The 12,181-nt window shown below is 60.9% G+C and carries 11 protein-coding genes and 1 pseudogene; all 12 read left to right on the forward strand.

Going from position 1 to position 12,181, the window contains the following annotated elements:
• Window positions 1–46: 46 nt before the first annotated feature.
• The 12 genes and pseudogenes from F8O05_RS06855 (at window position 47) to F8O05_RS06910 (ending at window position 12,153) form a co-directional block, all read left to right on the forward strand.
• Window positions 47–1,147 carry a 1-deoxy-D-xylulose-5-phosphate reductoisomerase gene (locus F8O05_RS06855; RefSeq protein ID WP_158052005.1) on the forward strand — a complete coding sequence of 367 codons (1,101 nt, stop codon included), beginning with the start codon at window positions 47–49 and terminating at the stop codon, window positions 1,145–1,147.
• Between the two features lie 11 nt (window positions 1,148–1,158).
• Complete coding sequence (locus F8O05_RS06860) at window positions 1,159–2,487, forward strand: M50 family metallopeptidase (protein WP_158052006.1); 1,329 nt, start codon at window positions 1,159–1,161, stop codon at window positions 2,485–2,487.
• An 82-nt stretch (window positions 2,488–2,569) separates the two neighbouring features.
• Window positions 2,570–3,714, forward strand: a pseudogene (ispG, locus tag F8O05_RS06865) (flavodoxin-dependent (E)-4-hydroxy-3-methylbut-2-enyl-diphosphate synthase).
• A 22-nt stretch (window positions 3,715–3,736) separates the two neighbouring features.
• Entirely contained in the window at window positions 3,737–4,741 is a 1,005-nt protein-coding gene (locus F8O05_RS06870; RefSeq protein WP_158052007.1) for an AAA family ATPase, read from the forward strand.
• A 1-nt stretch (window position 4,742) separates the two neighbouring features.
• The gene (locus tag F8O05_RS06875) at window positions 4,743–5,672 is read left to right on the forward strand and encodes a DUF58 domain-containing protein (RefSeq protein WP_192497073.1); all 930 of its coding nucleotides are present in this window, start codon (window positions 4,743–4,745) and stop codon (window positions 5,670–5,672) included.
• Window positions 5,659–6,219, forward strand: a complete 561-nt coding sequence (locus tag F8O05_RS06880; RefSeq protein ID WP_158052009.1) for a hypothetical protein — start codon at window positions 5,659–5,661, stop codon at window positions 6,217–6,219. The genes F8O05_RS06875 and F8O05_RS06880 overlap by 14 nt, the downstream gene beginning before the upstream one ends.
• Complete coding sequence (locus F8O05_RS06885) at window positions 6,210–7,205, forward strand: VWA domain-containing protein (protein ID WP_158052010.1); 996 nt, start codon at window positions 6,210–6,212, stop codon at window positions 7,203–7,205. The genes F8O05_RS06880 and F8O05_RS06885 overlap by 10 nt, the downstream gene beginning before the upstream one ends.
• Window positions 7,202–8,188: a vWA domain-containing protein gene (locus F8O05_RS06890; RefSeq protein ID WP_158052011.1), complete on the forward strand. Its 987-nt coding sequence runs from the start codon at window positions 7,202–7,204 to the stop codon at window positions 8,186–8,188. The genes F8O05_RS06885 and F8O05_RS06890 overlap by 4 nt, the downstream gene beginning before the upstream one ends.
• A complete protein-coding gene (locus F8O05_RS06895) occupies window positions 8,188–8,874 on the forward strand; it encodes a hypothetical protein (RefSeq protein ID WP_158052012.1) in 687 nt (228 codons plus the stop codon). Before F8O05_RS06890 ends, F8O05_RS06895 begins: the two co-directional genes overlap by 1 nt.
• 97 nt (window positions 8,875–8,971) lie before the next feature.
• Entirely contained in the window at window positions 8,972–10,765 is a 1,794-nt protein-coding gene (locus tag F8O05_RS06900) for a proline--tRNA ligase (protein WP_192497074.1), read from the forward strand.
• A gap of 63 nt (window positions 10,766–10,828) precedes the next feature.
• A complete protein-coding gene (gene nusA, locus F8O05_RS06905) occupies window positions 10,829–11,830 on the forward strand; it encodes a transcription termination factor NusA (protein ID WP_158052014.1) in 1,002 nt (333 codons plus the stop codon).
• A gap of 17 nt (window positions 11,831–11,847) precedes the next feature.
• The gene (locus tag F8O05_RS06910) at window positions 11,848–12,153 is read left to right on the forward strand and encodes a YlxR family protein (protein ID WP_158052015.1); all 306 of its coding nucleotides are present in this window, start codon (window positions 11,848–11,850) and stop codon (window positions 12,151–12,153) included.
• Window positions 12,154–12,181: the final 28 nt, after the last annotated feature.

Consider the following 12,181-nt stretch of genomic DNA (forward strand, 5'->3'; position numbering starts at 1 on the left):
ACGGCCTGCCGCTAGCGTGGGAGAAGCAGCAAGGAGGAAATCCACCATGACTCAAACCTCGCGTCGAGTGCTCGTTTTGGGATCTACCGGTTCAATCGGTACGCAGACCCTCGACATCATTCGGCAGCATCCTGAACGATTCACCGTGGTGGGATTGAGCGCGGGCAGTGACTCGGAAGGACTTTCGCGGCTCGCAAGGGAATTTCGGGTGCCGACCGAACGGACAGCGCTCGGGGCTGTGGCCGCCGAGGCACTGACCCGCGAGATGGACTCCGATGTTGTGGTCAATGGCATCACCGGCTCGGCCGGCCTCGGCGCAACCCTGGCGGCACTTGAGTGCGGTAGCACCCTCGCCCTGGCAAATAAGGAATCCCTGATCGTCGGGGCACCGCTAGTGCGAAAACTTGCGGGGCCAGGGCAAATTGTTCCCGTAGATTCAGAACATTCCGCCATCGCACAGTGTCTTGGCGCAGGTAAACGTGAGGAAGTCTCACGGCTCATCCTCACCGCATCCGGCGGCCCGTTTCGAGGTCGTACCCGAGCAGAGCTCCAAGACGTGATCCCGGCGGAAGCCCTCGCGCATCCCACCTGGAAGATGGGTCGCGTGGTCACCACGAATTCGGCCACCCTCATCAATAAGGGACTCGAAGTGATTGAAGCGCATGTGCTCTTCGAGATGCCGTTTCAGCAGATCGACATTGTCGTGCATCCGCAGTCGATCGTGCACTCAATGGTGGAATTCTGCGATGGCGCAACCATTGCGCAGGTGTCGCGGCCGGACATGCACCTCCCGATTGCTTTGGGGTTGGACTGGCCGGAACGCATCCCGGGCGCGGTAGCGGCCATGGACTGGACCCGCGCACAGGAATGGACCTTCGAACCGCTAGATGAGCAGGCGTTCCCCGCCGTACAGCTCGCGAAAGAGGTCGGTTACGCGGGCGGCTCCTATCCGGCAATCTTCAATGCTGCCAATGAAGAAGCCGTGGATGCCTTCCATGACGGCGCAATCGGATTCTTAGAAATCGTCGACACGGTGCGTGCAGTGGTTGATGAGTGGGCGCAGGAGGAAGCCGAGGTCACCCTCGAGTCGCTCCTTGCCGCAGAATCCCGGGCACGCACAGCCGCTCATCAGCGGATCCGAGCGTAGGCTAGTCGTCCGTGACCGGAGTACTGCTGTTTATCGTTGGCATCGTCGCGGCCCTCATCGGACTGGGACTGTCTATTGCCCTGCACGAAATCGGGCACCTCTCCTTCGCGAAACTCTTCAAAGTTCGCGTACCGCAGTACATGGTCGGCTTCGGGCCGACAGTCTGGTCCAAACAGACCAAAGAAACCGAGTACGGAATCAAGCTCCTTCCGCTGGGTGGCTATATCTCGATGATCGGCATGTACCCACCCAAACAGGGGGAGCACGCCACCGCGCAGGGAACCGGATTTGTTTCGCAACTCATCGAAGACGGCCGCCAATCGAGCGCGGAAAGCATCCCCGAGGGGGAAGAAGACCGAGCGTTCTATAAGCAGGCAGTCTGGAAGCGACTGCTCATCATGCTCGGCGGCCCCTTCATGAACTTCGTGATCGCCGCCGTGTGCTTTGCGATTGTGGCCTTTGGTTTCGGCGTCTATCAGCCCACCACCACCGTGAGCGAGGTGTACCAGTGCGTGGTGCCAGCCGGGACTGAAGAGGTGCCAGAGGAATGCGCGGAACCCGCTCCCGGCTACGCCGCGGGGCTCGAGCCAGGTGACACCGTGACCGCGGTCAACGGAGTGGAAATCTCCGGCTGGGATGAACTGCAGGGGATTATCCGCGAGAGCGTCGATGAACCCCTTACCCTCACGGTGGAGCGCGGCGAGACCGAGCTGGACCTCACCGTTACACCGCGGCCAAACGAAGTGTATGTTCTCGATCAAACCACCGGGCAGATCCTCGAAGACGATAACGGCAACCCGGTCACCCAGACGGTTGGGTTTGTGGGGTTCACCGCAAGCAGTGAACGTGCCCAACAAGACATGGCCTATGTCGGTGAAATGTATGGGCAAACGGTCTCCGGTGTGGTGAACGTGGTTGTGACGCTCCCACAGCGTGTGGTGCAGATGTTCCAGGCGGGTTTCCTGGGTGCCGAACGTGATCCCAACGGTCCCATGAGCGTGGTTGGAGTGGGCCGCATCACCGGCGAGATTGCCGCACAAGACGAAATCCCGGTGATCGATCGCATTGCCACGATCGTGCAGATTATCGGCTCCTTGAACATTGCCTTGGCAATCTTCAACCTGATTCCGCTACCGCCACTCGACGGTGGGCACGTGGCCGCCGCCCTCTTTGACGGGCTGCGTCGCTGGTTCGCGAAACTGCGCGGTAAGCCCGACCCGGGGCCGTTCGACGCCGCAAAACTGCTCCCCATCACGATGGTGATGGCCGTGGTGTGGATGGTGATCGGTGTGCTCTTCATCTTCACCGACATCGTGAATCCGATTCATCTCTTCCAATAACGCGGTCGACGAAGCGCAGCAGACAGACAGGCCACGCAGGGCTGGCACAGCACCGTGATATCCGACACGTAGACTGTGCCGCGTGAGCACAGTGCACCTTGGTATTCCCGAACTTCCAGAACTGATCACACCGCGGAAAAAAACCCGCAAGGTGAAGGTCGGCTCACTCTATGTGGGAGGGGATGCCCCGTCACGGTGCAATCAATGACCACGACGCCCACGCACGATATCAACGCCACGCTGCAGCAGATTGCCGAGCTCACTGCCGCCGGATGCGACATCGTCCGCGTCGCAGTACCGCGCAAAGAGGATGCGGAAGCTCTGGGGATCATCGCCATGAAGAGCCCCATCCCGGTGATCGCCGATATTCACTTCCAACCGAACTACGTATTCGCCGCGATCGACGCCGGCTGTGCCGGGGTGCGGGTAAACCCCGGCAATATTCGCAAGTTTGATGACCAGGTCGGTGCCATTGCGAAGGCCGCGAAAGCCGCCGGTGTGGCATTGCGCATTGGCGTGAACGCGGGCTCGCTCGAACCCTCACTGCTGCGGAAATACGGTCGGCCAACGGCCGAGGCGCTCGTCGAATCGGCGGTGTGGGAAGCCAGTCTCTTCGAAGAACACGACTTCCACGAATTTGGCATCTCGGTCAAGCACAACGACCCGGTGGTCATGGTCAAGGCCTACCGGATGCTCTCCGAACGCGGAGACTGGCCCCTACACCTCGGCGTCACCGAAGCGGGCCCGGCATTTCAGGGCACGATCAAGTCGGCCGTGGCATTCGGGTCACTCCTCGCCGACGGTATCGGCGACACGATCCGCGTTTCACTGTCCGCCCCGCCGGTCGAAGAAATCAAAGTGGGTATGCAGATTCTGCAGTCCCTTAACCTCCGCGAGCGGCGACTGGAAATCGTTTCCTGCCCATCCTGCGGTCGCGCACAGGTCGACGTGTACACCCTTGCGGATTCCGTTCAGGAAGGCCTCAAACATCTGACTGTGCCAATTCGCGTCGCGGTAATGGGATGCGTGGTGAACGGACCCGGCGAGGCTCGCGAAGCCGATCTTGGCGTCGCCAGTGGCAACGGTAAGGGGCAAATTTTTGTCAAGGGTGAGGTCATCCGCACCGTGCCAGAAGCAGAGATTGTCGCCACACTGATCCAGGAAGCCGAGCGGATCGCCGCGCAGATGCCGGAGGATGCCGTCGGCGCGCCCGAGATCCTCACCTAGGGTTCGGGATCAACGACCTACGATGGAATTCATGACTTCACCACGCCAGCGTATTTCCTCGGCAGAACTCGCATCCGCGAATCAAGTCATCGGCAAGATTGTCCGGGCGTTCAGCGGAAAAGTTGTTGGCCAGCTGCCACTGCGGGAAACGCTGCTGATCGCGCTGCTGACCGGCGGTCACGTATTGCTGGAGTCGGTGCCGGGACTTGCGAAAACTACCGCTGCGGAAGCTCTCGCGGCCTCACTCGGCGGCACCTTCCGACGGATCCAATGCACCCCCGACCTGCTGCCGAGCGACATTATCGGCACCCAGATTTACGATGCGCAGCAGAACGAGTTTGTGACGAAGCTCGGCCCGGTACACGCGAATTTTGTTCTGCTCGATGAGGTTAACCGCTCAAGCGCAAAGACCCAGTCGGCAATGCTCGAGGCGATGCAGGAACGGCAGACCACGATCGGTGGGGAACGCTTTCCGCTACCCAAACCCTTCCTGGTGATCGCGACGCAAAACCCGATTGAGCAGGAGGGCACCTATGTCCTTGCTGAGGCGCAACTCGACCGATTTATGTTGAAGGACGTCTTGGACTATCCAACGCCCGCCGAGGAAGCCGAGATCCTGCGCCGAATTGATGCGGGAGTATTCGAAGACGACCAAGAACCCGTCGCGAGCCTCGAGAATATTCTCGAGCTGCAGCGGCTGACCAGGCGCGTATATGTTGACCCGGCCATCACCGAGTACATCGTCTCATTGACGTATGTCACTCGCCACGTCGAGCAGTATCTCGAACCGGAACTTGCTCGCCTGGTAGAAGTAGGCGCCTCGCCACGAGCCGCGATCAACCTCACCGCGGGTGCGCGTGCCAGCGCGCTGCTGCAGGGACGGGACCATGTTATTCCGGAAGATATTCGCCGACTCGGCCACCGCATCCTTCGCCACCGAACCCTGCTGAGCTACGAGGCGGAGGCGACCGGGGTTACTCCGGAACGAATCGTCGACGCAATTTTTGCTTCAGTGCGGACCCCCTGACGTGACCTATTCGCAGCCACTCGAGCAACCACCGCAGCCCGCCGGGCAAAGTCTGCTCCAACGCGTGAAATCGCGACTCTTCTTGCGTTCCCGCCGCAAGGCGACACACCTGCTCGACGGCCACTACGCATCCATTCACCGCGGGCGAAGCCTCGACTTCGACGATCTGCGCGAATATGTTCCGGGGGATGCGGTGGCCGATATCGATTGGAAAGCCACCGCTCGCGCGAACACCACGCTGATTCGACGCTGGGCAGACGAACGGCGCCATCGGGTGCTGTTCGTGGTCGATTCGGGCCGGAACATGGCCGCAAGATCGCTCGGCGACGATCTGAAGCGAGACATCGCGGTGACCGTCACCGGCACGCTCGGCTACCTCTCGCTCCGTCACGGGGACGAGATCGGGCTGATTACTGGGGATGCGAACGGGATTCGCCAGCGCCCATTTCGCAGCAGCGAAGCCGCGCTGGAAGCGTTGCTGCGGGACATCCACGACGCCGCAACCCTTGCGGCACCGATTTCGGACACCCAAGCCTTGCTGGACCGAGCCCGATTGACGCTCCGGCAGCGTGCGCTCATTGTCGTGGTGACCGATGAGATTGGCCTCAGCGAAGACTTGGAAACGAGCATCATCGCACTCGCCGCACAGCATGAACTCGTCTGGGTGGAAGTGCTCGATGCGGACCCGACCAATCACGCTCGGGGAAGTGCGCGCATCTTCGATGTCGATGGTGAGTGGGAGCTGCCCGCGGCCCTGCGAGATAATTCGCGCTTGCAGCGAGAATTCGAGCAGCAGGCTGTCACCAGGCGCGAACGGATGCGCGATCTCCTCGAGCATCGCGGGATCACTGTCGCGCGGATCGGTCGCCACGAGGATGCCGTGCCCGAGTTGCTGCGGGCACTGAAGGCGAGGCAATATGCTCGCCGCTAGACCGCTCGCGCTCGATCCGCTCGCCACGCGTCCTTTCGGCGGGCCGTATCTATCGCAAAGCACGCCAACTCCGGAACCGAACCCCGGGGAAGTCATGCCCCTGGTTGGTTACAGTCCGTTTTGGCTCGTACTCGGGATCGCCATCCTCGCGGTGATCGCGTTGTTTTATGTAGTGGTGTTGCTGCTGACCACCGAGCGAAAGCCGCGAGCCAAAATAGCCACACCGCCAGAACCACCGGTGGATGTCGCCAAGTTGCAGCAGGAAGGCTACGCGAAGGTCGCCGATATCGAAACGGCCACGATGAATGGCTCACTGGATTCCCGCTCAGCGCATGAACAATTGAGCGCCGTGGTCCGGGAATTCATTGCAGAGTCCACCGGCATCCCTGCCGATCACATGACACTCAGCGATTTGCAGCGCACCGAACTCCGAGGCACCACTCGCGCTGTGGCGCAGTTTTACCCGGGCGTGTTCGGTGCCGAACCCGAGCAGGATCTCGCTAAGAGCATCCACATGGCGCGGGAGGTGCTCTCCGGATGGCGCTAGCGTACTGGTGGCTACCGTTCGCGGTTGCGGTCATCGTGGTGATTCTGGCCGTGGTGGTATTTGTCTGGGACCCCAAGCGCAAGCACGGGGGAGTCGCGATCGCGAACTCGCAGCGATTCACGAAACTGCCCGGCTATCTCAAAGCGATTGACCGCGCGAATATCTCCGTCATTGTGGCCGCGATCGTATTGGTGTGCCTCATTGGTGTCAGTACGGTTGCCGGTGCGCGCTGGGTGTACACGAAGGTCGAGACACCCGAGAAATACAACCGCGATATTGTGCTGTGCCTGGACGTTTCGGGTTCCATGGTGGATTTCGATGCGGAAGTGATCGACCGCTACCTCGAAATGCTGCCCGGATTTGAGGGTGAGCGCATGTCGCTGGTGCTGTGGAACTCCTCCGCGGTCCCGGTGTTTCCGCTCACCGATGACTATCGGTTCATCGAGGAACAGCTGACCAAGGTACGCGATGCCATGCTCACGGGGATGGACGAGTCCTACTACAACTCGGGCACGCTGAATAATGCCGGTGCATCCCTCGTTGGTGACGGGCTCGCCTCCTGCGTGATGCAGTTCGAAGGGGCTTCACCCTCCGAGGGTAGTGAACCGGTGGATGATGGCAGGTCGCGTTCGGTGATTTTGGCTACCGATAATGTCGTCAACGGCTCACAGACGGTTTCGCTCCCGCAGGCTGCGGATTTCGCGCGGCAACACCTCGTGCACGTCTACGCACTCGATGCGAACGATCTGGGGGATGCCTACGCTGCGGAGTATCGCAATGTCATCGAGTCGCACGGAGGACAGTACTTCTCGTTGCAGGATGAAGGCGCCATCGACACCATCGTCGATGACATCACGAGTGACCAGACGAATAAGATTCTCGGTGCCCCGCAGCTGCTGGTGATCGACCGGCCGGAGACCTGGCTGTGGTGGATGCTCGCGCTCATTCCCGTCTACCTCGTGCTGGCAAGGAGGTTGCGGCTGTGATCTTCAATCCAATGCTGCCAGTGTGGCTCCTCGTGGTGATCGGCGCGGTGCTGCTTGGCTGGGTCGGGTATTGCCTCGTTCGTGCGCCACGCCGAGCGAGGATGCTGTGGTTGGGGCGCGGGGTGATGGTACTCGCGCTGATCGGCGCGTTGCTGCGACCGGGCATCGGTGCGGTAGCCACCGAGGTCGCCGATGAATCCGTGGACGTGCTGTTCGTGGTGGACACTTCGGCCTCGGCGGCGGCGGAGGATTGGGCTAGTTCGGAACCCCGACTGGCGGGCATGCAGAGTGATATTGCGTCCCTGGCACAGCAACATCCGGGCGCTCGCTACTCACTCGTGAGCTTCGGTTCTGGTGCGGTGCAGCGACTGCCATTCACCACCGATGTGAGCGCGCTCGAGCATGCGGTGTATAGCCTGCAGCCGGAGGAGCTGCTCTTTGCCTCGGGAACTTCCATTGGCGCCGCCGCGGAACTCGTCACAGAAATTCTCAGCAGCGCCGCAAGAGAGTATCCGGATCGAGTTCGGGTGGTGTATTACCTCGGTGATGGTGAGCAGACCGCCGACGGTGCGCCAGAATCCTTCGCAGACTCCGCGGACCTGCTTCAGGGTGGCGCGGTGCTCGGCTACGGCACGAGTGAAGGTGGTCGGATGCTCGAATATGACCGTTACGGGTCCACCGGCAGCTACGTGCGGGGGATCGGTGGCGAGGAAGCAATCTCCCGAATCGAGGAAGCGAATCTCCAGGACATCGCCGAACAGCTCGAAGTGCCGTACACCCTGCGCACCGCGGCAGAGGGCCCATTGGCCGCGGAAGTGGACCCCGGGCGGGGCCAATCACTGGATGGTGCGGCCACGCAACTGACGACCTTCCCGCTGTACTGGGTATTCGCACTCATCGTCTTGGTATTCCTACTCATTGAGGTGTGGGCGCTGGGACGTGCGGCACGCGAATTGCGTGATGCGAGGGAGCTGGTCGAATAATGCGAAAACTGCGTCGACGGATCCTCCTTTGGAGTCTGCCGGTGGTCTTGCTCGCGGGAGCCTTCGGGCTGCTGATGATCGGGCAGCACGTGATTGCTCAGAACGCGATTGCGCAGCACTTCGAGGACAAGCACGAAGAAGCGCTCAACACCTCCGGGCAACTAGCTCTGGTGAACCTTGTCGAGCGATGGAAGCCCCACTACAACATGGGCACGAGCTATCTTGAACTCGATGCCCTCACCGAGGCGGGGGAGCAGTTCACCGTGGCCCTCGACCTCGCGGTGCCCGCGGAACAATGCCCCATCCGAGCAAACTACGCAATCACCTTGGAGCGTGAGGGTGATGATCTTATCGCCGCCGAGAACGCGGAAGCCGCGTTCTCGAAATACCAGCAGGCGATCGAGGTAATCGAGGCTCAAGACCCGACCTGTGATGCATCCACCTCGAATCGTTCCCTCGACGACAGCTACGAGCGCATCCTGGAAAAACTCGAGCAGTTCCAGCAGCAAAACCCGCAACCGGATGACGAGCCTGAGGAGAGTCCGTCGCCGGAGTCGCAGCCGAGTCCAGACGCTTTGGACGAGCTCGAGGACGGCATGGACAGCAATAAACAAGACCGTGATCAAGACCTCGACGACAACCAGAACTACGGTGGTGGCGGCGGGAACGTGGACGAACCCTGGTAGGCCAGCACTTGGTATTGCGGACCGGCGCGAGGGTTGCTCGTGATCGATGCAAATCCGCGGTCAATTGTCGGTCTCGATGGGCGGTACGATTGCTGGCGTGATTGATCGCCTTTCCTCTTTGTTTGTTCGCACGCTGCGTGAAGACCCGGCGGATGCGGAAGTTGCCAGCCACCGTTTGCTCGTCCGTGCCGGATATATCCGGCGGCAGGCACCGGGCATTTTCGCCTGGTTGCCGCTCGGCCTGCGGGTGAAGAACAAGGTCGAGACCATCATCCGCGAGGAAATGGCGCGCGCCGGTGCCCAGGAAATGTCCTTCCCGGGCCTGCTGCCCGCCGAAACCTACGAAGCTACGGGGCGTCTCAATGACTTTGGCGACTCGATGTTCCGCCTCGAAGACCGCAAGGGTGCACCGATGGTGCTCGCACCCACGCACGAAGAGGCCTTCACTGTCGTTGTGAAAGACCTCTACTCTTCGTACAAAGATCTGCCGCTGACGATCTATCAGATCCAAGACAAATTCCGTGATGAGGCTCGTCCCCGGGCGGGCCTGCTGCGCGGACGCCAGTTCACGATGAAGGATGCCTACTCCTTCGACGTGGATGACGAGGGTCTTGCCGAGAGCTACCAGCGTCAGCGCGACGCCTATGAGCGCATTTTCCAGCGGCTCGGCCTCGAATATGTGATTGTGGATGCGCAGGCCGGCGCCATGGGCGGGTCGAAGTCGGAGGAGTTCCTGCACGCCACCGAAGTCGGGGAAGACACCTTCGTGCAATCGCCGGGCGGATACGCGGCAAACGTAGAAGCGTATGTCTCCACGCAGGCACCGGCGCGTGATTTCTCGGCCGACGCTGCGATTGAGACCTTCAGGACTCCCGGATCCACCACCATCGCGACGCTCGTCGATGCGGCAAACCGTGAGGTTCCCAGGGAACGCCCCTGGGCTGCCGTCGACACGCTCAAGCACGTCGTACTCGCGGTCGTCGACCACGAGGGTAACCGCGAAGTTATCGTCGTTGGTGTGGAAGGCGATCGGGATGCAGATCTCGGCCGGATTGAGGCCGCGTTCACTCCTCGCGAGGTCGAAATGGCGACTGAGGAAGATCTCAAGGCGTACCCGCAACTGGTTCCCGGTTATATCGGCCCTTGGCTCGACGGCCGCCAGGTCCTGGGTAAGGACCAAGAGTGGGGCATTCCCTACTACCTGGATGCGCGCATCGGCGAAGGTTCGACATGGATTTCCGGCGCCAATGCTGCTGACACGCACCTGCACTCGCTTGTCATCGGCCGTGATGTCGTCCCGGACGCGCGGATTGAGGCTGCGGATGTTCGTGACGGTGACCCCGCCCCGGACGGTTCCGGCCCGGTCACTACCAAGCGCGGCACCGAAATTGGCCACGTGTTCCAACTCGGTCGCAAGTATGCTGAGGCGCTCGACCTGCGAGTGCTGGACAAGAACGGCAAGCTGGTTGTTGTGACCATGGGCTCCTATGGCATCGGTGTTACCCGGGACTTGGCCCTGGTTGCCGAACAGAATCACGATGACCGCGGGCTCATTTGGCCGGAAGCTGTTGCTCCCTACGATGTGCATGTGATCGCCACCGGCAAGGGTGAGGTGCCATTGCAGGTAGCCGAGCAGCTCGCTGCAGAAGCCGAAGCTGCCGGACTTGAGGTGCTTCTGGATGACCGCCCCAAGGAATCGCCGGGCGTTAAATTCGGTGACGCCGAGCTCATCGGTGTGCCATGGATCCTGATCGCCGGCCGCAACGCCGCCGATGGCACCGTCGAGCTGTGGAATCGTCGCACGAATGAGCGCAATCAGGTAGCTGTCACGGAAGCCGTTGCTGCGCTACTCGCAGCTCGTGAGGTATCCTTAGAGGCTGCTGGTAAGTAGTGGGGCCCTGGCCCCTCGCACAGCAAATACTTGAATACCGTCATAGCTGAATAAGGAGCGCCAATGAAGATTGACCTGGCTGTACTACGTACGCTCGAACGCGAACGCGAGGTTCCGTTTGATGAATTGGCATCGATCCTCGAACAGGCGATCCTTACCGCCTACCAAAAGCACACCACTCAGGAAGCTGGGCAGACCCCGCCACCGGCGGGTTCGCGTGTGCACCTCGACCGCAAGACCGGGGAAGTGAATATCTTCATTCCGGAGCTGGACGAGGAAGGCGAAGTAATCGGTGAGGCGATCGAAGAACCGGAAGACTTCGGCCGAATCGCGGCTGCAGCTGCCAAGCAGGTAATTACCCAGCGACTTCGCGACCTGGGTGATGACAAGGTGCTCGGGGAATTCCGCGGCCGCGAGGGCGATATTCTCGTCGGCGTAATTCAGCAGGGTCCGAACCCCCGCATGATCCAGGTGGATCTTGGCCCCGTGGAAGCAATTCTGCCGCCAGAAGAACAGGTGCCGGGTGAGGACTACTCGCACGGTACCCGGCTACGCGTATTCGTGACCAAGGTTGAACGCGGTATGAAGGGCCCACAGATCACGGTCTCGCGTACCCACCCGGGCCTTGTGCGGAAGCTCTTTGCCCACGAAGTGCCGGAGATTGCGGATGGGGTGGTGGAGATTATCTCGCTGGCTCGCGAAGCCGGTCACCGATCCAAGGTCGCGGTACGTGCCAATGCCGAGGGCATTAATGCCAAGGGTGCTTGCATCGGTGAGCTCGGTGCCCGCGTTCGTGCGGTAACGAATGAGCTCTCGGGGGAGAAGATCGACGTGGTCGACTACTCGCCGGATCTTGCGACCTTCGTGGCGAATGCACTGAGCCCAGCCAAAGTCTCCAGCGCCTTTGTGTTGGATGAAAAGGCGAAGGCTGTCCGCGCCTTGGTCCCCGATTTCCAGCTCTCTCTGGCGATCGGTAAAGAGGGCCAGAATGCGCGACTCGCCGCAAAGCTCACTGGCGCGCGAATCGACATTCAGCCCGATAGCATCTTGGAAGACTCCGAATAGTCGTTCGGAGGAGTAGTATGGGTCAAGTGCGAACGTGCATTAGCTGCCGATCGCAAGCCCCAAGGTCAGAACTCACGCGCATTGTCGTCTCTGAGGGAAGGCTCCTGGTTGACCGGGAGGCCTGCCAATCTGGACGCGGGGCGTGGCTGCATCCGAAGCTTGAGTGTGTGCATAACGCACTTGAGCGGCGGGCCTTTCGAAGGGCTCTGCGCATTCGAGATGTAGACGACACGGAAGTACGAAAGTACGCCGAACAATTGGCCGAAGCGACCGCTTCGGCTCAGACAGCAAAGGTTGTTGATCGGACTATGGACCAATCATGAGTGGCTCACGATGAGGCACAACCGAAGT

It is taken from the genome of Gulosibacter chungangensis (assembly GCF_008831155.1).
Classification (GTDB): Bacteria; Actinomycetota; Actinomycetes; order Actinomycetales; family Microbacteriaceae; genus Gulosibacter; species Gulosibacter chungangensis.